The organism is Glaciecola sp. KUL10 (assembly GCF_003203515.1).
Lineage (GTDB): Bacteria > Pseudomonadota > Gammaproteobacteria > Enterobacterales > Alteromonadaceae > Glaciecola.
The window spans coordinates 99,919-122,388 of the sequence record NZ_BGNG01000001.1 but is presented as its reverse complement, the minus strand read 5'-3'; the positions used below and the strand labels follow the sequence as shown (position 1 = coordinate 122,388).

At 40.4% G+C, this 22,470-nt stretch carries 20 protein-coding genes; 7 read left to right on the top strand and 13 right to left on the bottom strand.

The genetic code is table 11. The annotated features are described in order from the left end of the window. Positions 1-483 precede the first annotated feature (483 nt). The 7 genes from KUL10_RS00565 to KUL10_RS00535 all read right to left on the bottom strand — a co-directional run bounded on the left by KUL10_RS00565 (position 484) and on the right by KUL10_RS00535 (position 8,654). Positions 484-1,005: a gamma carbonic anhydrase family protein gene (locus tag KUL10_RS00565; RefSeq protein WP_110426967.1), complete on the bottom strand. Its 522-nt coding sequence runs from the start codon at positions 1,003-1,005 to the stop codon at positions 484-486. Between the two features lie 89 nt (positions 1,006-1,094). Further along, complete coding sequence (locus tag KUL10_RS00560; protein WP_110426966.1) at positions 1,095-1,955, bottom strand: acyl-CoA thioesterase II; 861 nt, start codon at positions 1,953-1,955, stop codon at positions 1,095-1,097. 41 nt (positions 1,956-1,996) lie between these two features. Further along, positions 1,997-3,826 (bottom strand): protein kinase, encoded by a 1,830-nt coding sequence (locus tag KUL10_RS00555; protein ID WP_110426965.1) that lies wholly within the window; start codon positions 3,824-3,826, stop codon positions 1,997-1,999. Next, positions 3,823-4,722 carry a 23S rRNA (adenine(2030)-N(6))-methyltransferase RlmJ gene (locus tag KUL10_RS00550; RefSeq protein WP_110426964.1) on the bottom strand — a complete coding sequence of 300 codons (900 nt, stop codon included), beginning with the start codon at positions 4,720-4,722 and terminating at the stop codon, positions 3,823-3,825. Before KUL10_RS00550 ends, KUL10_RS00555 begins: the two co-directional genes overlap by 4 nt. Before the next feature lie 107 nt (positions 4,723-4,829). Further along, positions 4,830-6,482, bottom strand: a complete 1,653-nt coding sequence (locus tag KUL10_RS00545; RefSeq protein ID WP_110426963.1) for a dihydrolipoyllysine-residue acetyltransferase — start codon at positions 6,480-6,482, stop codon at positions 4,830-4,832. 7 nt (positions 6,483-6,489) lie between these two features. Beyond that, on the bottom strand, positions 6,490-7,467 hold the full coding sequence (locus KUL10_RS00540) for an alpha-ketoacid dehydrogenase subunit beta (RefSeq protein ID WP_110426962.1): 978 nt from the start codon (positions 7,465-7,467) through the stop codon (positions 6,490-6,492). Next, positions 7,467-8,654, bottom strand: coding sequence for a thiamine pyrophosphate-dependent dehydrogenase E1 component subunit alpha (locus tag KUL10_RS00535; protein WP_110426961.1), 1,188 nt, complete (start codon positions 8,652-8,654; stop codon positions 7,467-7,469). Before KUL10_RS00535 ends, KUL10_RS00540 begins: the two co-directional genes overlap by 1 nt. 210 nt (positions 8,655-8,864) lie before the next feature. Here KUL10_RS00535 and KUL10_RS18570 point away from each other — a divergent pair, with 210 nt between their 5' ends. The 3 genes from KUL10_RS18570 to KUL10_RS00525 are packed head-to-tail and all read left to right on the top strand — an operon-like array spanning position 8,865 to position 11,105. Further along, the gene (locus tag KUL10_RS18570) at positions 8,865-9,032 is read left to right on the top strand and encodes a hypothetical protein (RefSeq protein WP_158525287.1); all 168 of its coding nucleotides are present in this window, start codon (positions 8,865-8,867) and stop codon (positions 9,030-9,032) included. Positions 9,033-9,058: 26 nt separating this feature from the next. Further along, the gene (locus KUL10_RS00530; protein WP_110426960.1) at positions 9,059-10,414 is read left to right on the top strand and encodes an MATE family efflux transporter; all 1,356 of its coding nucleotides are present in this window, start codon (positions 9,059-9,061) and stop codon (positions 10,412-10,414) included. Between the two features lie 58 nt (positions 10,415-10,472). Beyond that, positions 10,473-11,105: a flavin reductase family protein gene (locus KUL10_RS00525; RefSeq protein ID WP_110426959.1), complete on the top strand. Its 633-nt coding sequence runs from the start codon at positions 10,473-10,475 to the stop codon at positions 11,103-11,105. Here KUL10_RS00525 and rluF read toward each other — a convergent pair whose 3' ends face one another. Further along, positions 11,106-11,834, bottom strand: coding sequence for a 23S rRNA pseudouridine(2604) synthase RluF (gene rluF, locus KUL10_RS00520; RefSeq protein ID WP_110426958.1), 729 nt, complete (start codon positions 11,832-11,834; stop codon positions 11,106-11,108). Between the two features lie 136 nt (positions 11,835-11,970). On the opposite strand from rluF, the gene KUL10_RS00515 reads away from it, so the two are divergent. Beyond that, positions 11,971-12,579: an isoprenylcysteine carboxylmethyltransferase family protein gene (locus KUL10_RS00515; protein ID WP_110426957.1), complete on the top strand. Its 609-nt coding sequence runs from the start codon at positions 11,971-11,973 to the stop codon at positions 12,577-12,579. Between the two features lie 11 nt (positions 12,580-12,590). On the opposite strand, the gene KUL10_RS00510 is transcribed toward KUL10_RS00515, so the two are convergent. Together KUL10_RS00510 and KUL10_RS00505 are read right to left on the bottom strand one after the other, a co-directional pair. Continuing rightward, entirely contained in the window at positions 12,591-13,772 is a 1,182-nt protein-coding gene (locus KUL10_RS00510) for a VWA domain-containing protein (RefSeq protein ID WP_110426956.1), read from the bottom strand. A gap of 1 nt (position 13,773) precedes the next feature. Then, positions 13,774-14,610: a MoxR family ATPase gene (locus tag KUL10_RS00505; RefSeq protein ID WP_110426955.1), complete on the bottom strand. Its 837-nt coding sequence runs from the start codon at positions 14,608-14,610 to the stop codon at positions 13,774-13,776. A 289-nt stretch (positions 14,611-14,899) separates the two neighbouring features. Here KUL10_RS00505 and cysK point away from each other — a divergent pair, with 289 nt between their 5' ends. Both cysK and KUL10_RS00495 read left to right on the top strand, forming a co-directional pair. After that, positions 14,900-15,865: a cysteine synthase A gene (cysK, locus tag KUL10_RS00500; RefSeq protein WP_110426954.1), complete on the top strand. Its 966-nt coding sequence runs from the start codon at positions 14,900-14,902 to the stop codon at positions 15,863-15,865. Between the two features lie 72 nt (positions 15,866-15,937). After that, entirely contained in the window at positions 15,938-16,483 is a 546-nt protein-coding gene (locus KUL10_RS00495) for a hypothetical protein (protein WP_233499658.1), read from the top strand. Positions 16,484-16,527: 44 nt separating this feature from the next. Here KUL10_RS00495 and ggt read toward each other — a convergent pair whose 3' ends face one another. Beyond that, positions 16,528-18,129 (bottom strand): gamma-glutamyltransferase, encoded by a 1,602-nt coding sequence (gene ggt, locus KUL10_RS00490; RefSeq protein ID WP_110426953.1) that lies wholly within the window; start codon positions 18,127-18,129, stop codon positions 16,528-16,530. 154 nt (positions 18,130-18,283) lie between these two features. Next, a complete protein-coding gene (locus tag KUL10_RS00485) occupies positions 18,284-19,039 on the bottom strand; it encodes an enoyl-CoA hydratase-related protein (protein ID WP_110426952.1) in 756 nt (251 codons plus the stop codon). Between the two features lie 160 nt (positions 19,040-19,199). Between KUL10_RS00485 and rrtA the strand changes: the two genes are divergently transcribed. Further along, a complete protein-coding gene (gene rrtA, locus KUL10_RS00480; protein WP_233499657.1) occupies positions 19,200-19,796 on the top strand; it encodes a rhombosortase in 597 nt (198 codons plus the stop codon). Positions 19,797-19,853: 57 nt separating this feature from the next. Here the strand turns inward: rrtA and KUL10_RS00475 are convergent, their stop codons facing one another. Continuing rightward, complete coding sequence (locus KUL10_RS00475) at positions 19,854-22,343, bottom strand: prolyl oligopeptidase family serine peptidase (RefSeq protein WP_110426951.1); 2,490 nt, start codon at positions 22,341-22,343, stop codon at positions 19,854-19,856. Positions 22,344-22,470 lie beyond the last annotated feature (127 nt).

Genomic DNA, 22,470 nt, shown 5'->3' with positions numbered 1-22,470 from the left:
TTCGCTTTCTGCACATGCTAGCGCATCACAATTTATATGCCCACTTTTATTAAATGAAGCATGTTTTAAGTGAAGCGTATTAACTTGTTAGAACCTGTGGATAAACTGTGATTTACTTCTGGGTAAAATGTGCACTTCCTGTTGAGAGATGTTAAAGCTAAGTCTCTGAATAAATTAAACTTTATTAAGTTCTAATGTAATGATATATTCATTATGCATTGAATTATAAGAAAAAATATTTACAAACCTGTTTATTTTATGAGCGCAAATGGTCTATAGTATCTGTCCGGTAAAGATTTTGTAGTCGCTCTCCCCAATAAGGATGTTATTGGAAGACCAACGCTTCACTCAAAGTACTTAGTAGCTACGGTCTGGATTTTCAAAGTTAGCGCACGGCTCAGCAATGAGCCATTCCCCTAAGCCTGGAACGTTTGTTCCGGGCCTTTTTAATTTAGGCACTCTTAAAAACGAATTGCTCCAAATCTAAACTTGTTCGTGTAAGTCTGTTTTAAATCTTTGGGCATTTTTCACGTAATGCAATGCAGACTGCTCTAACATCTTTGCTTGAGATTCACTGACTTGTTTTACAATTTTACCGGGCGACCCCATCACCACGCTATTGTCCGGAATTTGCATATTCTCAGTCACTAAAGCATTAGCACCAATGACACAATGCTTACCAATTTTTGCACCGTTTAAAATCACTGCATTGATGCCAATTAGAGAAAAATCACCGATGGTACAACCGTGAAGCATAACCTTGTGGCCAATAGTAACGCCCTTGCCTATCGTCATTGGGAAACCAAAATCTGTGTGTAAAACCGAACCGTCTTGCACATTGCTGTTTTCGCCAATAACGATAGGATCGCAATCTCCTCGGATAGTCGCATTGAACCATACACTTGCATTTTCAGCCAAGCTTACCTTTCCCATTACTTGAGCACTCGGTGCTATAAAGCTGCTTGGGTGGGCATCGACTTTGTCTTCACCTAGTTTATATATCATGTGTTTTCTCTTTTCTTATTTTAATTTTATTGGTGCTACTTTAAATTTTAATGGTGTTAAACGCCTTTATTAAAGATGATTTTGCCTAGTCAATCTTTTATTTGACGCATCAAGCCTTCTTGAACGGCAGTTGCAACCAATTCACCTTGCTTGTTGTATATCTTACCTTGTACTAAGCCTCTACCATTGCCACTGAAAGGGCTCTCCATTTGATAAAATAACCATTCATCAAATTTGAAAGGTTTGTGAAACCACATCGCATGGTCAATGGTTGCCAACCTTAGTGATTTATCTTGTACAGACAATCCATGTGGTTGAAGACAAGTACTAAGAAAATGGTAATCCGATGCGTAAGCCAAAGATGCTTGATGCATAGCAAGTGGCGCATCAAGCTCGTCTCTGCCTTTTATCCATAGATTTCTGAGTGGGTCACGCTTTTTGGCAACATAAGCGTTTGCAGAATCAATAGTGTGGACTTCAACGGGTCGATGATAACTCAAGGCTTCTTTCATGCGCTGTGATAGCTTGTCGTAATTATCTTCATAAAATCGAATATCTGGCGCAACGGTATCAGGTTCGGGTGCGCTGGGCATGTCAGTAAACTGATGCTCCAAACCAGGCTCTGCGATTTGAAATGAAGCAGTCATATCGAAAATTGTGCGGCCATTTTGAATTGCTTTAATCCGCCTAGCTGAAAAGCTGCGCCCATCCCTCACGTTTTCAATGTCGTACAAGACCGGTTTTGACGCGTCTCCGGGCAGCAAAAAATAGGAATGAAAGGAATGAATCGTTCTATCAGGTTCGACTGTTTGATAGGCAGCGGCAATAGATTGACCGAGTACTTGTCCGCCAAATAATGCTCTAAAACCTAAGTCCCAACTTTGGCCTCTGTACAAGCCTTCTTCAATTTTCTCTAGCTCAAAAAGGCTACTGAGTTTTACTTCTGACACGCATCTTACTCCGCGATAAATATGTGTTTAAGTGTAGTCTATCAAACTGCTTTTGGGTTCTTTGGATAAAATTTTTCTGGTAACGACGCTTGCTGTTCAAAAAAGCGAGTGTCTTTATATGGTAGTTTCATAAAACCAGAAATTCCCAATCCGTCAATAAGTGGGATCAATTCAATAACTTTGCTAAGAAGTTGTTGAAATTCTTCAGCTTTAGCGTGATCCAGCAAAGTATAATAATTGTGAATTTTTAAGTGCTTGGGTAACGCTTCAAAAATAATACAGCCAGTATGATGAATGCGATTCAATTGTTCAATCACCCGCATCATAGGCTCAGGTAATTTAAGTAACTCATCGGGATCTTCTCCGTCTTCAAAATACGAATGCATGCGGCTTTCGGCTTCTGAAATTGAGACAGCACTAATTTCATACGGTATTTGAGTGTTTGGTGCTGGCGTAAACGGTGTTTTTTCAGATGTTCGTTCAACGTGCAGTGTATTCTTTGCGTTGAACATGCAGCTTTTGAATATACCTTCTCGCTCTATCGCTCTTGCTAACGTAATCACGTTGTCTACTGAGCGTTCAAACGACAACTTCATGGACGGGTCAAACAGATTTAAGCTTGAATCAACATAAATCCCGCCATTTTCCCATCTAATGGCTAGACCGCCTACAACAGGGTATTTTCCTAAACGGCTGACGGCAGCGATAAAGCCTTTTTCGGTTTCTCCCATGCCTTGTAAATAATTTTTGTAATAGCGATCAAACTGGGCATCATCCACATAATTGAGTTCATTGAGATTAATACCTTCTTGCTGACGTAAATAAGACTTACGAGAACTGTAGACCACCGTTTCGATGTCTTTTTCAACTGCATGCACCCATATAGGCACTAAGCACGGTTTATCCTCGGGTACAGACCTAGTAAATACTAAATTTGCGAAATGTTTGTGGTTTCTGAGCAGATAATCACCACCTTTAATTCGTGTTTGATGTTCGTCACTTAAAAGCGCCTCTAAGGTCAAAGCAAATTCTTTTGGAAGCCCCAACGATGTGACATTTATCGCTTTCCTGCCAAAACGCGCACTTTGGCCCGATGCGATGGCATATAAGGTTGACGCTAGACCTTGTTCATCAAAACGAGGGCTTGATAATGCTCCGTTTAACTGATCCTCTCCAATAAAGTAAACATCACCCAGTCTTGCGTTGGTTTGTTGAAGGTCGCTAGACATTAAATCCATTACATTTGTGCATACGGCTTGATGTTGATGGTCAAGCTGCGCAAACACACAACTTCCCCAATCAATTAAAGCCACTTCTTCGTTAACTTCATCCCAAACCAAATTAGAGGGCTTAATATCACCATGCACAATAGGACGGGCTTGGCCATTTTCAGAGTAGTTTCTTAGATAGACTAGGATTTCGCACACCTGAACGGCTATTTTCACAACGACCTGAGCAGATAATGGCCCTTTTTTTAAGCAGTATTGCTCTAAGTCCTCACCTTTTGCACGTTGCATAACAAGTACTTGCTGGCGTTTAATTCGCTGAAACTCTATTAGCGCAGGTACTTTTGGGTGCTTAACTAAGCCAAGCATGAAGGCTTCTTCTTCAAGGCGATCTTGGATGTGTTGAGGTAAGGTGATGCGCGAAAACTTAAAGACTAATTCTTCGCCGCTTGCTTTTGTGCCGCAAAATGCAAAACCAAACGCGCCCTTACCAATTAGCGAGATGTTTTTATAGCCTAGTTTTTCAAGTTGATTGGTACAAAGCGCAAACCAATTTTTTAGTTTTGTGGCATCTTTATGCGATAGCAAATATACCGACTGATCATCAGGAATATAAAAATGTTTAAGCGCCGAGGGCTTATTCATACTTCAGTTTTTATCCAATTTACTTGGCATAAGTGGCTTGTGTCCTTATCTTTGTCACCTGCAAATACTGTTTGTAAGGTCGCTAAAACACCTGATAAATCTTGTTCTAATTTCCAAGGGGGATTGATAATACACATGCCCGAACCATACATACCAATTTGCGGGCTGGGTTGTGACACACATAGCTGGATGTTTAAAACGCTCTTTGCCGCTAATGCACCAAGTTTCGCAATCATCTCTTCAGATAAACCCGCTTTAGGGTTTTCAGCAACTTCTTTAGTCTTTCGGTCTACTCGTGTGGGTGAAAGTAGAGGATACCAAATTAAAAAGCACCCATTTGGCCAAGCAGATAATGCGCTTGTAATCGCTTTGTATACATCTGCATATTCTGAGGCTTGCTCGTAAGGTGGGTCGACTAATACCATTCCCCTATTTGGTTTGGGGGGCATAAAGGCATTTAGGGCTTCATAGCCATCTCGTTGATGAGCGCTTAACTTCGAACGCCTTAGGTATTTCTTTAGGTCTTGGCTAGCTTGCGGGTGCAAATCAGCAGCATGTGCATTATCAGTCTCTCTTAATAGATAGTCAGCAATGATAGGAGACCCTGGGTATTGTTTTGCCTTGGTAAATCCTGAAGTGATTGCCAAATAGTCTTTCACTATTTCATTATTTGAATTGCGCAATAAGGACTGAAACTTTAAAACGCCTCGCTCAAACTCAGCATTTAGCGCGCCATTTTCATCATCCATTTGATAAACGCCAGCGCCAGCATGGGTATCTAGATAAAACATAGGCTTTGCTTTAATAGTGAGTTTTTTTAACACTGACATAAGCGTGAGGTGTTTTAATACGTCGGCATGATTGCCAGCGTGATAAGCATGTTGATAACTAAGCACAAGTCGTCTCTTTAAAATTAATGGGCTATCGCACAGATCTAAGTGACGCTTCCTAAAACGGTTGCGTATTACCTATTACTAGCGAACAGCCCACCATCATAAATTGCTTACTTTAAATGCACCAACATTTTTTCAGGTGAGCTAAGATAACTCATCCATAAATTATTGAACCTCACCATGGTTGCGCCGTCGATGACACGATGATCACCCGACCAATTAATCGTCATGATGTTACTCGCATAAACTTCGCCACTTTCATTGAAGCGAGGTAAGCGCTGAGTTTTTCCAAGTGCTACAATTGCCACTTCAGGTTTATTGATCACTGGAGTAGCAATGGTGCCACCTAATGCACCAATATTTGAAATACTGATCGTGCCGCCTTTCAAATCTGCCGAACTGAGTTTGCCTTCCCTTGCAGCATCGATGATGCGATTAAGCTCTTGTGTAACTTCTAATAGCGACTTGTTTTGCACCGATTTAATGTTAGGTACTAATAAACCCACTTTTGAATCAACTGCTAATCCAATATTGTGATTGGCAAACACTTTTAGCGTATTTGATTCATCATCAAATTGGGCATTAATCTCTTCAAATTCAGTCAATGCCAATGATAAGGACTTGATAAAGAATGGCATAAAGCTAAGCTTAAGGCCTTTATCTGCAAAGTCACTTTTTAAGCGCAAACGCAAGTCTATCAAGCTGTCCATGCACAACTCATCTGACACTGTAAAATGAGGAATGGTTGAAGTACTTGCGACCATTTGCTTGGCCATTGCAGCGCGCATTCCCTTCAATACAACGGTCTTAAAAGTGCCATTTTCAGCTTGTGTTTGTTGAGTATTTTGTATCTCGTCTGAAGCTTTGTCTGCATTAGTGTATTTAGCATTTGTAGCAGACTGATGGTTAGCTCTGTTATCAGATACAGCACTTTGTTGTTGGTTAATAAAGCTATCAAGATCGTGCTTTAGTACTCTACCCTTTTTACCGCTACCGGATACTTGACTTAAATCGATGTTATTTTCTCTAGCGATACGTCTAACCGCGGGACTAGCCAAGACTTTCCCACTGATTTCAACAGGCGCTTCGAACAAACCGCCTTGTTTGTTTAGTTGTGGACTGACACTGTTACTTTGTTTCGTTTCGTTAACTGAAGTTGTCGTAGTTTGATTTGAGTTTGTCGACGCTACGCCAGCAATTTCTTGCTCAAACAAAGGTGTGTGCACTTTTGCAATTTCACCTTCTTGATAAAACAGTTTGGTGACTTTGCCAGAGAACTTTGCAGGGATTTCAACAACCGCTTTATCGGTCATGACTTCTACAACGACTTGATCTTCTTCTACAGTGTCACCTGCCGAAATACACCATTTAACGATTTCGCATTCAACAATACCTTCACCGATATCGGGCAAGATAAAGGGTTCTACCTTGCTACTATTTTCAGTTTCAAGCGCAGCAGCACTCTCATGCTCATCGACAGAGTCAGTAACTGCATTATTGTCATTAAAGTCTTGATTTGCTGTACCATCGACATCCATCGCAAAAAGAGGCTCATGTACTTTTGCAATATCACCCTCTTTATAATGAAGTGTTTTGACTACACCAGAGTACATTGCAGGTATTTGAACCGTAGCCTTATCTGTCATTACTTCTGCAACAGGTTGGTCTTCGGTTATCACATCACCTTCTTTTACCAACCATTCCAATAGTTCACATTCAACGATGCCTTCACCAATGTCGGGCAAAATAAATTCAGTCATCATTTGCTCCTTAATAATCCATTGTTCGTTTAATGGCTTCGTATGTTTTTAAGTGATCAGGCATATATTCTTTTTCATGAGCCAATGGATAAGGTGTATCTAAGCCACATACGCGCGCGATGGGTGCTTCCAAATACAAAAAGCATCTTTCCTGAACGCTTGCGGCGATCTCACTTGCAAAACCACCAGTTAAAGGCGCTTCGTGATTGACTAGCAAACGCCCGGTTTTAAAAACAGATTGCGTAACTGTTTCGACATCCCAAGGCAAGATGCTCTGCAAATCAATTATTTCACATGATATCCCGTCTTTTTCTGCCATTTCAGCTGCTTTTTCAATGATTTCGACTTGTGCCCCCCAAGCCAGCAATGTGATGTCTTTGCCTTCTTTTACAACATCAGCCTTACCTAAAGGAAGCTCATAGTCTCCCTCTGGCACTTCACCAACCGCCGCACGATACAGGCGTTTGGGCTCCATAAATAAAACGGGGTTATCATCTCGAATACTGCTTAGCAACAAACCTTTTGCTTGCTTAGGATTACGCGGAATTACAATTTTCATTCCAGGTATGTGCGCGAAGAATGCTTCAGGCGATTGCGAATGATAATGCCCGCCTGCAATACCGCCGCCGTATGGCGTACGAATAGTCAATGTACCTGTCGTGAACTGCCCACCTGAGCGATAACGCCATTTAGCAGTTTCATTCACTATTTGATCAAATGCTGGGAATATATAATCGCCGAATTGAATTTCTGCAACTGGCACTGAGCCTTGCGATGCCAAACCATTTGCAAAACCAATAATGCCTTGCTCGGTCAATGGAGTATTAAAGCAACGACCTTTGCCGAATTTTTCTTGAAGATTACTGGTTGCACGAAATACACCACCAAAGTGCCCTACATCTTCTCCAAACACCATGACTTTTTCATCGTCAGTCATCGCAGTGATGAGTGCGTCGTTAATTGCTTGTAATAGGTTCATTTTAGCCATTAGCGTGTTCTCCCTGCAGTTTTCGGATAGGCTTCTGGATACTTTTCAATATGAGCCTGTAAGTCAGCTAATTGTTCTTTTAAGTGCCAAGGGGCTTCGTCATATACATCTTCAATAATATCAGGCAGTGCGCACACATCGATTTTTTCCGCTTTTTTGACCGCGGCTAATATATCTGCACGTGAGGTTTCAAGCAGCTTATCTGTCGCTTCTTTGTCAAACCAACCTTTGCTTTCAAGCCATAGATTAAAACGCAGAATCGGATCTTTTGCTCGCCACTTTTCTTCCTCGTCTTTTGAGCGATATCCACTTGGATCATCAGAAGTAGAGTGAGCAGCCAAACGGTAAGTCATTGCTTCAATCAACACTGGGCAGTTTTCAGCAAGCGCAATTTCACGAGCTTGCTTTGTCGCTGCATATACTGCAAGTGCATCGTTACCGTCGACTCTAATTGTTTTAACGCCGTAACCGATGCCTCTTGAGGCGATGCCATCACCCGCAAATTGTTCTTCTGAAGGAGTCGATATTGCGTACCCGTTGTTTCTGCAAAAGAAGATAACAGGACAATTTAGAACAGCGGCCATATTTACCCCTGCGTGGAAGTCGCCTTCAGAAGCGGCACCTTCGCCAAAGTAACATATTGTAATTGCCGGCTGCCCTGCCATTTTTTGACCATATGCATAGCCAGATGCTTGAGGAATTTGCGTGCCTAAGGGAGAAGAAACTGTCATAAAATTTAGTTTTTTGTCACCGTAGTGAATCGGCATTTGTCTGCCTTTATTTGGGTCTTTTTTATTGCTGAACATCTGATTCATAAACTGTTCAGTTGTGTAGCCTCGATACGCCAAAACACCTTGCTCACGATATTGCGACATCACCATATCTTGATCTTCGAGTGCCGCCGCGCTGCCAACAACAGCTGCCTCTTCGCCTGTACATGCTAAATAAAAAGAAATGCGACCTTGTCTTTGTGCACCTACCATGCGCTCGTCTAATAAGCGTGTATACTGCATGGTGTTTGCTATTTTAATAGCTTCTTCTCTTGATAAATTTGGCGTATTTTTAGTATTTGTTTCATTGCCATTTTCATCGAGAAGTTGCACCATCGGAATATCAATTAAGCCATTGCTTATTACCGCAACATCATGAGTAATGCCCACATTCGAAAGGTGGTTTCTGTCCTGCATAACATTTTTCCAAATAAGTGAATAATTCAGGGTATATACTAGTGAAGCTTGGTTTTAGCCTTGTTGCTATTTCAAGACTAATTATGAAATACATGATGATGAATATTGCGCGTGAATAGTCAAAATTAGTAATTTCCTCCTATTTGTAAAATAGATGTATATTTTCAGCTGAAATTTTGTAAGCAAGTAGGGCCTGTTGATCTCTGCTGTATGAATTTTGTTCGCTCTATGTGTTCAGCGATCGAGGCACAGACTCGCAGATGCAGTGGGCTGCTTCAAGAGGATGTAACGAAGAACGGTGAACACATTGAGCGAACCCTTTGGGCACTGACTGCTGCAAAATCATACAGCAAAGAACAACAGGCCCTAACCATTTAAAACGACTCAAAATAATAAGAAAACTGATGTTTCATGAATTAAAAGCACTACTAAAATTAGCTTGGCCATTGTTAATAGCGCAAGTTACGCAAACGCTGATGGGCGTGGCAGATACGATTATGGCCGGACGCTTTAGTTATACGGATATGGCAGCGGTTGCTATTGGCCATAGCATTACCTTTCCTCTACTGATATTCATACAGGGAATTACCCTTGCACTCTCACCGATTATTTCTAGATACCAAGGTGCTGGAGAGACTAAACCCGTCGCTAATGCCCTGCATCAGTCAATTTGGTTAGCCTTGCTAATGAGTATGTTTGTCCTTTTATTAGTGCCATTTTTACCATTTGTATTTTCTTTGTTAGATATGGAAGCGGATGTTAAACAGATATGCGTTGAATATGCTTCATTTGTTTTGCTAGCGGCACCTGGTTTTGCAGTTTATCAGAGTCTTCGGAATTGTTGCGAAGGACTGTCGGCGACTAGGCCTACAATGATCATTATGCTTATTGGATTGATGATCAATATACCCGCAAACTATATTTTGATTAATGGTTTATGGGGCTTACCTCAATTAGGAGGTGCTGGTTGTGGCTTAGCAACGATGATCGTGTTTTATCTTATGGCATTGATGACTTATTTTTACGCGACTCGTGCTCAAGTAATGCGACCTTACAAGCTTTTTATCAAAGTCCATAAACCGAATTTAACGCATATCAAACAACAATTTAAAATGGGTATACCCATTTCTTTGACACTAGTATTTGAAGTTACCCTATTTGCATTAGCTGCACTGCTACTTGCCCCATTGGGTGCAAAGGTAGTTGCTGCACATCAAATCGCTCTTAACTTTTCATCTTTAATGTTTATGTTACCAATGAGCCTAGGCATTGCCACCGCAATAAGAGTCGGTTACCAGATTGGCAACAAACAAAATGAAAAAGCAAAAATGGCGGTTAACTGCGCGTTGTTGGTTTCCATGGCAATCGCCTGCACCACGGCTACGCTAACAGTATTAGCTAATTATCAGATTGCGGGGTTGTACACGGATAACACTGAGGTTATCTCTATGGCTGCGAGTCTTTTGTTTTTTGCTGCTTTGTTTCAGTTTTCAGATGGTATACAAGTAGTATCAGCAAACTCCTTAAGGGGCTATAAAGACACAAAAGCGATGTTTATTATTAGCTTTGTTTGCTATTGGTTAATCGGTCTTCCAGTTGGTGTGAGCTTGTCTTTAACTGATTTGTTTGTACCCGCGATGGGAGCAAAAGGGTTTTGGATAGGCTTTATAACAGCCTTAAGTTGTGCGGCCGTGTTAATGTTTTGGCGCTTGCGTATTATCCAACAAAGAATCCGATTAAATTTACTCGATGCCAGCTAATGCAATTTTTAGCTGGCTCTATTTATCCAGCGATATTAGTCAATTAAAAGGGTAACTAATGCTATTTGACCTTAAAGAGTTTTCACCTTCGCAGGTTTATCACCTGATGACACAAACAGTCATTCCAAGACCTATTGCTTGGATCCTTTCCGAGAATGAAACAAAAGCCAGTTCAAGCAACGATAGATATAATCTAGCGCCGTTCTCTTATTTCAATGCAGTTTGCAGTCAACCCCCTTTACTGATGATATCAGTGGGTAAAAAGCCAGAGGGCGATACAAAAGATACTGCTCGTAATCTTACTTTAGGTGCTAAATGTGTTGTCCATATCGCACAAGAAGCGCAAGCTGCCGCAGTCACGCAATCTGCTGCCACCCTAGCTTATGGTGAATCAGAACTAAATTCGCTTGAGTTATCACTTTGTGAACAAGATAACTTTGCTTTGCCTAAACTACATGAGTGCCCTATCGCGTTTAATTGTGAAGTATATGAATTAAAAACGATCGGCGACGCTGCACAACAACTTATTTTCTTAAAAATTTTATCGATTAATGTCGATGAGTCAGTATTAGAAATTGATGATAAGGGTAGAACTAACGTATCGGCTAACATGGTACAACCGCTGGCTCGTTTGGGTGCCAATCAATACTCGGGGATCAGCAATATATTAGATTTAAAGCGCCCCAAATAATTATTGAATTTCACTACTAGAGTGCTTCAATGCCGCATTCATTTGAAGCATTTCTTGTTCAGTAAGGTGACGATACTGACCGACTTTAAGGCCTTTTAAGTCTATATGCATTATTCGTTTGCGCGTCAGTCTTGTTACTTCATAGCCAAAATATTCGCACATGCGTCTAATTTGTCGGTTCAGACCTTGCGTTAACACAATATCAAAGCCAAATTTCCCAGCTTGTTTTACAAGACACTTTTTAGTGATGGTATTAAGAATAGGAACACCATTACTCATATTGTGAATAAACTCAGACGTGACAGGTTTGTTCACAATCACGCGATAGTGTTTGTCGTGGGCATTTTCAGCACGCAAAATCTTATTCACAATATCGCCGTCACTCGTGAGTAAGATTAAGCCTTCCGAAGGTTTGTCTAATCTGCCGATAGGAAATATACGTTGCTTAAAACCGATTGCATCAATGATATTGCCCTTAACTTTTTTTTCAGTAGTACAGGTGATTCCAACTGGTTTGTTATAAGCTAGATAGACGCGGTCGGTTTTGTCAGCCTTGCTAGGTGTTATCGGCTTACCTTTGACACTAACGATATCATCTGGGCCAACCTTAGTGCCTAATTCTGGGACCGCACCGTTTATGGTGACATGTCCTTGTTCGATCAAACTATCGGCTTCTCTTCTAGAGCAATAGCCAGTCTCGCTGATGTATTTATTTAGCCGTTTTAGCACAAATCAAATCTCTTATTTAAGTCGCGCTATGATATATGGACTTAAGAAAAAGATCATTCTAAGTGGCAAACTTTCTTAATCAGACTATATTTACGTGAGACATTCAGACACTTCGTCAAACTTTATTAAGGAGGCAATGGTGGATGCTGAACGGCTTATCGCTATATTTTTAGCCTCTTTTTACCTATTCGTTGCTGGTTTCTATATTTCGCTCATCAAAATACGTCAACAAAAGAAGCAAAGTAAATTGTTGGTTCATACAGGTGTAAGATACTCAATGCACTGGTGGAACCACCTGTCATTCCGCATATTTAGAGTGGCAATCTTAAGTGTGTGTTTAACTCGCGTGTTTTTTCCACCCATAGATGCCTACTTGGGTATGATTAACTTGCCCAACGAGCTTTTGTTTAATATCGTCGGTTTATGCGCACTAGCAGTAGGGTTTACCCTTGCAATATTGAGTAACTTTACGCTGCAAAGTTCATGGCGCTCTGGCATAGACAATCGCCACATCGAATTAATTACTTCAGGACTGTATTCTTTAAGCCGAAACCCAGGCTATATCGGTGTTGGATTGGCACAAATTGGATTTTTCTTGGCGATGCCTAGCATATTTTCATTGGTGTGTATTTTGATCGGCCTTAACGCTCTGCGACTTCAAACGCAACTTGAAGAATCATTTTTAAGCCAAGTCCACCCACTTCGTTATCAAGAGTATTGTCAAAAGACACCAAAGTGGGTTTAAATCAACAAGCGTTATTTGCGTTTTAACAGTGTTTTTATGCCGTCAGTTAACCCTTCAACTGTTAAGGGATACATCCTATCTCGCATAATTTCCTTCATAATTTGAAGTGAAGCATGATAAGACCAGTAAGCTTCAGGTTGGGGGTTTAACCAAACTGCGTATTCAAAATGATTTAATAAGCGCTCCATCCATGCGCTTCCCGGCTCTTCATTCCAGTGTTCTACGCTGCCACCAGGATAAGTAATTTCATAAGGCCCCATGGTTGCGTCGCCCACAAAAATCACTTTATAGTCGCTGCCATATTTATGGATGATTTGGTGGGTATCAATAATATCGCTGCCACGTCGCATATTGTCTTTCCATACCCCTTCGTAAACGCAGTTGTGGAAATAGAAAAACTCAATGTGCTTAAACTCGCTATGCGCTGCACTAAATAGTTCTTCGCAGCGTTTGATATGCGCATCCATCGACCCACCGATGTCAAAAAACAACAAAAGCTTAATCGCATTGCGACGCTCGGGTGCCATTTTTAAATCAAGGTAACCCGCATTTTTGGCTGTTGAAGATATGGTATCGTTGACATCCAATTCATCGGCAGCGCCCGTTCTTGCAAACTTACGCAGTCTTCTCAACGCTATCTTAATGTTACGCGTACCTATTTCAACATCATTAGAAAGGTTCTTAAACTCGCGTTTATCCCAAACTTTGACAGCAGAAAAGTTTCGGTTTCCTTTTTGTCCAATTCTAACACCCTCTGGATTGTAACCATCAGCACCAAATGGAGATGTGCCGCCGGTACCGATCCATTTATTACCGCCTTGATGTCGTTTTTCTTGCTCTTTTAATCGCTCTTGCAGAGTTTCCATGAGTTTATCAAGACCACCCATGGCCTCGATTTTGGCTTTTTCTTCATCACTGAGTAATTTTTCCATTTCACTTCTGAGCCATTCTTCGGGGATGTCTTTGTCAAATAAATTGACGGCTTGAACGCCCTTGAAGTATTCAGCAAACGCTTTATCAAAACGGTCATATTGAGATTCATCTTTAACCAGCACGGTACGCGCTAAAAAATAAAACCCTTCTATGTCAGCATGCGCCATATCAGCGCTCATCGCATTCATTAAGTCTAGCCATTCAGTGATGCTAGTCTTTAATTTGTGCTTTCGAAGCGTGTAGAAAAAATCTAACAGCATGCTAACGACGCGCCATAAACATTAGTTTTTCAAATAGGTGAATATCTTGTTCATTCTTTAACAACGCACCGTATAATGGAGGCAGTGCATTTTTAGCTTCTTTGTTTTGCAATACTTCTGCTGGGATGTCATCCGCTACAAGCAACTTCAACCAATCAATCAACTCAGACGTCGACGGCTTCTTTTTCAAACCCGGTACTTCTCTTAATTGAAAGAATGAATTGAGCGCAGTTTCAAGCAAGTCTTTTTTAATAGTTGGAAAATGGACATTGACGATACTTTGCATTTCTTCACGTTCAGGGAACTGAATATAGTGAAAGAAACAACGTCTTAAAAACGCGTCTGGGAGTTCTTTTTCATTGTTTGAGGTAATGATAACAATCGGTCTTTGTTTGGCGACGACTTGCTCCTGCGTCTCGTAAACAAAAAATTCCATCTTGTCTAACTCTAACAGAAGGTCATTTGGAAACTCTATGTCCGCTTTATCGATCTCATCAATCAACAAAATAGGTCGAGTGTCAGCCGTAAACGCCTGCCAGAGTTTACCTTTTACAATATAGTTACTGATGTCGTGGACTTTATCATCGCCCAATTGTGAATCTCTGAGTCTAGATACCGCATCATATTCATAAAGCCCCTGCTGAGCTTTTGTTGTCGACTTTATATGCCACTGCAATAAAGGAACACCAAGCGCAACTGCGAGTTCTTCAGCTAGCATCGTTTTACCAGTGCCTGGCTCACCTTTAATCAATAAAGGTTTTTCAAGTGTAATCGCAGCATTGACCGCTAGTTGCAACTCTTTGCTAGCTATATAATTTTTAGTACCCGTAAACTGCATTAATGACCTCATTAGATAATTGGCTGCTAAATATGTTTATCAATTATATTTCAGTAACTTTGACGATAACTTATAGCAAAAAAGCACTTTGTTTTTTTCAAATTGTGCATACTCTTATAACTGTAAAAGTTTTACGTAATGAAAAACAGTAAAGTTTATTAATAAGCGCTCGTAACTTTAGATGATAGTCTGGATGACTAATTAACACTTGGAACCTACCACTTACTTAATTAGTGTCAATGCTCATCAAATTGACGTGCAATAACAATATATTCGACAGGATAAAAACATGAACGTATTTAACGATAATTCCTTGGCCATAGGCCGCACTCCATTAGTTAAGTTGAATCGAGTTACGAGCGGAAACGTTTACGCAAAAATAGAGGCAAGAAACCCAAGTTTTAGTGTTAAGTGTCGCATTGGTGCCAATATGATTTGGGACGCTGAAAAAAGTGGAAAGCTCACCGAAGGAAAGGAACTTATCGAAGCAACAAGTGGCAATACTGGAATTGCCTTAGCTTTTGTGGCTGCCGCTAAAGGTTATAAACTAACACTAACCATGCCAAGTAGCATGAGCTTAGAGCGTAGAAAATTGCTAAAAAGTTTGGGCGCTAACCTGGTATTGACTGAAGCTCCTAAGGGTATGAAAGGCGCTATTGCGAAAGTAGAAGAATTAATGGCTGCCGAGCCCGGTAAGTTTGTCCCGCTAAATCAATTTTCCAACCCAGCTAACCCTGAAATTCATGTCAAAACGACCGGACCAGAAATTTGGAATGATACAGATGGTAAAATAGATGCGTTTGTTGCAGGTGTTGGTACTGGTGGCACCATAACAGGTGTATCCAGATATATTAAAGAAATTGAAGGTAAAGCAATAACAACAGTAGCTGTAGAGCCTACTGATTCACCGGTTATCACTCAAGCAAAAGCCGGACAAGAGTTAACACCTGGACCTCACAAAATACAAGGTATTGGTGCGGGCTTCATCCCAGAAAACTTAGACTTAGACCTTGTTGATGAGGTAGAGCAAGTTAGTAATGAAGATTGCATGGCAATGACTAAATTGCTAATGAAAGAAGAAGGTATCTTAGCAGGTATTTCGTCTGGTGCAGCAGTTGTAGCAGCAAAGCGCTTCGCAGAAAAACCTGAAAACAAAGATAAAGTTGTCGTGGTAATTTTAGCGAGTGGAACAGAACGTTACTTAAGTTCTCCACTATTTACCGGTGAGTTTGGCGAGCAAGAAGAAGTCCAATAGACAACATTCAAACTAAATTATTAGCCAGTGTAGTAGGCTAAAAGCATTAAATGTGAGGCAACGAGATAATCGTTGCCTTTTTTATTTAAAAACAAAAAATTTTTGCCGATAAACTTTTATATTAAGGACTTTGTCAACAAAAGAGAAAACACCATCAAAAACTTATTAATAAAACTCACGATAATCACTGGTTTTTTGTTTGGTATAGCGGCATGCGATGACTCTCCGAATCGAGAAATTAGAGCGGGTAAATACGGAATGATGAGTGAGGAAAGCCCTCAATATGCCGCCATCGTTTTCCTGCTTACAATTTATGAAAATGAAAATCTAGACGAAACGATTTCGATGACAAGTCAATCATTCGGGCGCACAATAAAGGCATATCACACAAATAAAAGCGTTCAACGACATTTGCTTAACCTTCGTTTAGATAAAGTTGAAATTGAACCCATGTCAGGCGGATTCTCACCAAGAAATGAATTCACAAAGAAGTCCACTGTAGATTTAAAAATTACAGGATATTTCAATAACGAAAAAATAATTGACCTTCGCACCATTGAAATGGTTAAAAAAGGTGGCGACTGGCAAATTATCGGCGTTCGCAATACCGTACCGTAAAGACTCACTTAAACACGACTCATCCGAACAGCGTTATTTGCTCACTACTTTGCTACCGCAACCCCTTCTCTTCTTGGATCGGCGCCACCAATCAAAGTATCGTCGCGAATTTGTATTGCATGGATACCACTATTGAGGTCTCTAATTTGTACCTTGTGACCAAGAGCTTCTAGTGCTGGTTTTATATTCTCAATATTACTCCCTTTCTCTAAAGCCGTGTAATCATTACGATTAGTGACTCTAGGAAAGTTAATAGCTTGCTGCACATCCATACCGTAGTCTAAAACACCAATGATCGTTTGTGCGACATAGTTAATGATACGACTACCACCAGGGCTCCCTACTACAAGTTTTAGATTGTTATCTTTATCAAACACCATCGTTGGGCTCATAGAACTGCGTGGCCGTTTATTTGGTTCAACACGATTTAACACGGGACGTCCATTAACAGAAGGAGATAAAGAAAAATCAGTCAATTGATTGTTGAGTAAAAAACCTTCTACCATGACGCCAGAACCAAACATAAACTCAATACTGGTTGTCATAGAAACAGCATTACCTTGCTTGTCTACAATTGAAATATGACTCGTACTCGGCAATTCATATGCGTCGTCTTTCGCAACATTTGCGGTTAGGTAAGGTCTGCCCTCCTTCGCTTTTTCAAAGGGTTTTTCAAGCCCAATTAATGCACTTCTTCTTTTTAAATATGAGGGGTTTATTAATGCAACAGGAGCTAGACGACTAAAATCACTGTCCGCGATATACATACTGCGGTCTGCAAAAGCCAATGAGCTAGATTGGGCGAATAGATGGACAAACTCTGCGCTGCCAAATTTGTGTTTATTAAGATCAAAGCGCTCTAAAGACTTCAGGATTTGATACACATTTACGCCCCCTGAACTCGGCGGAGCCATACCGCAAATTTTGTAATCTCGATAAAATCCACAAATAGGCGTTCGTTTCTTCGCAGTATAATTGTTTAAATCTGAAACTTGCATATTACCTGGGTTGATCGGCGCAAGCCTTGTGGCTTTGGCAATTTTTTCTGCCAAAGGCCCATTGTAAAAGTAATCTGCGCCAGATTTAGCAATACCAAGTAAGGCCTTAGCATACAAATTATTTTGAAGTAACTGCCCTTCTCTAATTGCAAGCCCATTGGGTTTAAAATAGTTTTGAGTTTCAACGAAATTATTTAGACCGGGATGAATATCAAGCTTAACTAAACGTTCCAAACGCTCAGAGACAATAAAACCTTCGCGGGATGTATTAATTGTATCTTCAAACAACAACTCCCAATCCAAAGTGCCAAATTCTTTGTGGGCCATCTCAAGTGCTTTTAACACGCCTGGTACACCTACAGATAATCCACCAACGACAGCATCCCGCCATTTCATTGGTTTACCATCCTGAATGAAAGTATAAGCATTCGCACTTTCTGGCGCGGTTTCACGTCCATCATAAGTATGAAGTTGCTTCTTTTCATTATCCCAATAAAGAACAAATGCGCCGCCCCCAATACCACTTGATTGAGGCTCAACTAATGAAAGCATTGCTTGAATCGCAACAGCAGCATCTATCGCGCTCCCACCCTTTTCGATAATTTGTTTACCTGCCCAGCTAGCATAAGGATTAGCAGCTACAACCATGTAGTCTTTACCTACGACGGCTTGCTTTTGGTTAATACCTGTTGCTGCTTCAGGCTCTCTGTCTTCTCGTTGCTGAGCAAATAAAGCATCGCTAAAAAGAGTTAGAAAAAAAGAAAACTAAGAAGGCGAAAAAACTGGGTCATGTAATCACTCGTTATTTATAGATATCGGTATTAATTGGACGTTTCTGCATAAAGGCTTCAAAAGCTTCAATCGCTGCATCGCTTTGCATTGCTCTAGCAAATACCTTTAACTCATCGTCAATATGTTTTTGAACGCCGTGCAATTGATTTCTGATCAACGTTTTCGAAGCGACTAGAGCCTCTAATGGCTTTGCTTTCAATTTAGCGATCAGCGTGGTGACTTCTGCATCGAGAGATTCAGCGTCAAATGAGTTATTTATAATGCCACATTCTTTTGCCATATTCACATCAAATGTCTCACCAAGCAAAAGTAATTCGTTAGCCTTCAGATAGCCAGCTGTTCTAGGGATGATATAACTAGACGCATATTCTGGTACTAAGCCAAGATTAATAAATGGCATTGCAAATTTGGTATCTATGTTTGCTAATACAAAGTCACAATGTAACAACATAGTTGTACCTATACCTATTGCCAGTCCCTCAACCTTCGCCACAACCGGCAACTGACAGTTCAAAAGTGCAACCATAAAGCGATACGTGTCGTTTATTTCACCTTGACTATCATTTCTAATAAAATCTGCGACATCATTGCCAGATGTAAAACAGTTGTTTGCACCTGTCATTAAAATCACTTTAGCGCCTTTCTCTTGTGCTGTTTCAATAGCAATTGCAATGTCTTTGTACATACTCTGTACCAGCGCATTTTTTTTTTCAGGGCGGTCAATCACAATGCTTAATATTTGTTGGTCTAAATGCGTCTTGATCATGCTTTACCTATTGTTTTATCAATGAAATTAGAATTGAAACAACTATCTAAACTTGTTGTTACTAATGGATATATTGAAATTTACGCTATTTTGTCTGTTGCTACACTACTTTGTGGTGATAGCATTGCATTAATTTAATCAATGCTATCCGAGTCAAGATTTGCCGCAAACCAAGCTGCCACTGTCACTTTCTAATACACTCGTCATGGTCTGTATAAGCTTACTGAGTATTAGCTTGTTTTTATTTGAGCCATACAGTTCTCAAGCACTACAATATGATAGATTAGCAATTAATAATGGTGAATGGTTTCGATTAATTAGTGGGCATTTTTTACACACTAACTTTACACACCTAGCTTTTAATTTAATTGGTTTTTTATTGTTATGGGCATTGCATGGTGACGACTACACGATTACCAATAATTTAATTTTAATTGTATATCTTGGTTTTGCGGTATCGTTTTCAATACATTACTTTTCACCCGAACTCAGTCTTTATGTCGGACTTTCAGGTGTCTTGCACGGTCTTTTTTGTTGGGGCGTCATACAAGATATACGCAAAAAAATGACTACCGGATATCTGTTATTTATCGGTGCTGTTTTAAAAATAGGAAGCGAACAGCTTTATGGCGCAGGTGCATTAATGCCAACACTTATTGAAGCCGATGTAGCCGTGGATAGCCACTTATATGGTGCAATCTTTGGTACGATTGGCGGTATTGTATGTGCGCTTTTTTCTAAAAAAGAGAACACATAAAAAAACACCGCGATAACTCGCGGCGTTTTTATTATTTACTCAAAACCAAAAGCTGAATTAAAGATTCTGTTCAAACAATTTAAATATGCGGCGATACTCATCTAACCAAGAACTTGGCTGCACAAACCCATGAGGTTCTACTGGGTAAATAGCCGTTTCAAAATTTTCTTTTTCAAGTTCGATTAAACGCTGAACTAGACGCACTACATCAACAAAAAACACATTATCATCAACCATTGGTGCATTCATCAGTAGCGGCTTAGTTAAACCTTCTGCAAAATAAATCGGTGAACTACGTTCGTAAGCGATTGGATCAACATCGGGGTGATTTAAGATATTTGCAGTATACGGTAGGTTGTAATGCGCCCAATCAGAAACAGGTCTTAATGCTGCTCCAGCTTGAAACAGGTCCGGTTCATTAAACAAAGCCATAAACGTTAAAAAACCACCATACGAACCACCATATGTACCTATTCTTTGTCTGTCGACGTTTGCATTTTCAACCAGCCAGTTCACACCATCAACCAGATCTTGTACTTCTGGCGTTCCCATTTGGCGATAAATCGCGGTACGCCAATCTCGTCCGTAACCAGCAGAAGCTCTAAAGTCCATATCTAGCACCACATAACCTTTAGATACCAAGAGGTTATGAAACATGAACTCTCTAAAATACCCTGACCAGCCTAAATGAGCATTTTGTAAATACCCTGCCCCATGATTGAATACGACAGCTCTGCGTTTTTCAGTAGTAGTATCACTTGGCTGATAAACCCTAGAATAAATAGGTTGTTCGGTATGGCTCGACGGCACAGCCACAATGGCCGGTGCTTGCCAATCAATACTTAAAAATGCTTCGCTTACCGTGCTTGTCAGTTTTTGCGCCTTATTTGTTGAATTGATGGTTTTAACATACAGCTCAGGCGGCATTGTGAGTTTGGAATGCGTTAACAATAAAGTTTGTTCGTCATGCGACAACTCAAAATCAGTCATCCCATTTAGATCGGTTAGCGCGGTTGTTTCACCCGTTTGGGAATTGGTACGATAAATTTCATAGATTCCTGGGTGTTTTTTATTTGCTTTGTAATAAAAAAACTCATCGTTTTTACTCAAAACAACATCATCAACAACAAATCGACCTTGGGTCACTGCTTTAAGGTCTCCGTCTAGCGGTTTGGTGTACAGTTGAGAGTAACCACTTTCTTCTGACAGGAGATATAGTGTCTTCTGATTATCAAACCAACCAAATTGATTGAATCGATAGTTTACCCACGCTTCGTCATGCATACGATGTTGCGTTTCTAATTTCGCTTTATCTGTATCAACAGTGACAATCCAACGGTCTTTGTTGTCCCAAGCTTCCAGCATTAAGGCAACGTGTTTACTTTCATCATGCCATTTAATGGGCATTTCAGTTGCATACCAGTCAAAAAGCAAGCCAATATCTCTTGGTAACCTATTGGGTGTATAAGTTTCGCCTTTCGCTTTTGCGTTTTCTGCTTTGACGCTGGCTAAGACATCTTCATTATAGCCAGGTAAGTTCACATAACTTAATGACTTCTTGGTTCCCCTGCTGATATCCACTAACCATAGCTCATGACTTTGAGACTTAGCATCTGCGACTCGCTGACGAACAGCTTGAGCCTTAATGCGTCCGTTTTCTTCAATATAGTCAGGCATGATGTCGCTTTCGTCTCGGCTACTTCCCTTTTCTCTTGTCGCTACAACCGCAAATTTGCCATCGGGAGATAGGCTAGCTAGCAAGGTTTGTTGATCTTTCGAAAAATAGAAAGGTTGAGCGGCGATGGTTGAATTTGCGCTCGCGAGGGCTTGTTTTCGTGCTTCTCTTTCTGCTCTATTTTTGCGTTGCAATTGTATGTATTGAATGAGCTTAATTTGCTCTTGTTCTATGTAGTCTCTTGGTTTATCAACAGCGACGGGGGCGTCTTTAAACTCCCAAGAAAATACTTGCTCTTGAACGCCATTATTGATGTCGACGGAATAAAAAGCATTTCCTCTTTGAAACGATACTGCGGTGTCATTTAAAAAGGCAATGTTTGAAATAGCCTCTGATGATTTTGTTAGCTGCTTGACCGAACCGCTTATTTTATCTTTTATAAACAAGTTGCCTTCATAGATCCATGCGACAAATGTGCTGTCTTCATCGTCGATACGCTGCGAATACTCATAAAGATGTAAGGAGGCTAAATCAGCCTTTTCTCCATTTCCTTTATCTTGATCAGTAACGTATGTGTCCAAAAATGGAAAGCCAAACTGCTTGCGTTTATAAACGATGCTCCCATCTACAGCCCAGCTCGGATTACTAGGTTGTCTGCCTAACCAATCTGGATCAGACATAATCTGCTCCATAGTAAGGCTGACTTTTGCATCAAGCGCGTCGGAATTTGTGACGGGCTTGGTACCTTGAGTAATAGTCTGCGTATTGAAGTTTTCGCGAGCCGCACTTGGCTCTGTATTGTTTGAGCTTACACAAGCGGATAGTAAAGAAAACGTAACCGCACTGGCTAGTATTTTTATAGTTGTCTGCATTTTTATGTTCTTAATCGTTAGGTTTACCGTTATATTAGGTATGTTGATTTATGTATTTCTTTTTTACACTGAAAGCTAAAACAGTGATCAACACTCATAATAATAAGTATAAGAAAGCGAATAAACT

Coding starts and splice junctions, on each gene's coding strand:
- KUL10_RS00565 (WP_110426967.1), bottom strand. CDS start 1,005: ATGATATATAAACTAGGTGAAGACAAAGTCGATGCCCACCCAAGCAGC.
- KUL10_RS00555 (WP_110426965.1), bottom strand. CDS start 3,826: ATGAATAAGCCCTCGGCGCTTAAACATTTTTATATTCCTGATGATCAG.
- KUL10_RS00545 (WP_110426963.1), bottom strand. CDS start 6,482: ATGATGACTGAATTTATTTTGCCCGACATTGGTGAAGGCATCGTTGAA.
- KUL10_RS00540 (WP_110426962.1), bottom strand. CDS start 7,467: ATGGCTAAAATGAACCTATTACAAGCAATTAACGACGCACTCATCACT.
- KUL10_RS00535 (WP_110426961.1), bottom strand. CDS start 8,654: ATGCAGGACAGAAACCACCTTTCGAATGTGGGCATTACTCATGATGTT.
- KUL10_RS18570 (WP_158525287.1), top strand. CDS start 8,865: ATGAATTTTGTTCGCTCTATGTGTTCAGCGATCGAGGCACAGACTCGC.
- KUL10_RS00530 (WP_110426960.1), top strand. CDS start 9,059: ATGTTTCATGAATTAAAAGCACTACTAAAATTAGCTTGGCCATTGTTA.
- KUL10_RS00525 (WP_110426959.1), top strand. CDS start 10,473: ATGCTATTTGACCTTAAAGAGTTTTCACCTTCGCAGGTTTATCACCTG.
- KUL10_RS00515 (WP_110426957.1), top strand. CDS start 11,971: ATGGTGGATGCTGAACGGCTTATCGCTATATTTTTAGCCTCTTTTTAC.
- KUL10_RS00510 (WP_110426956.1), bottom strand. CDS start 13,772: ATGCTGTTAGATTTTTTCTACACGCTTCGAAAGCACAAATTAAAGACT.
- KUL10_RS00505 (WP_110426955.1), bottom strand. CDS start 14,610: ATGCAGTTTACGGGTACTAAAAATTATATAGCTAGCAAAGAGTTGCAA.
- cysK (WP_110426954.1), top strand. CDS start 14,900: ATGAACGTATTTAACGATAATTCCTTGGCCATAGGCCGCACTCCATTA.
- ggt (WP_110426953.1), bottom strand. CDS start 18,129: ATGGTTGTAGCTGCTAATCCTTATGCTAGCTGGGCAGGTAAACAAATT.
- KUL10_RS00485 (WP_110426952.1), bottom strand. CDS start 19,039: ATGATCAAGACGCATTTAGACCAACAAATATTAAGCATTGTGATTGAC.
- KUL10_RS00475 (WP_110426951.1), bottom strand. CDS start 22,343: ATGCAGACAACTATAAAAATACTAGCCAGTGCGGTTACGTTTTCTTTA.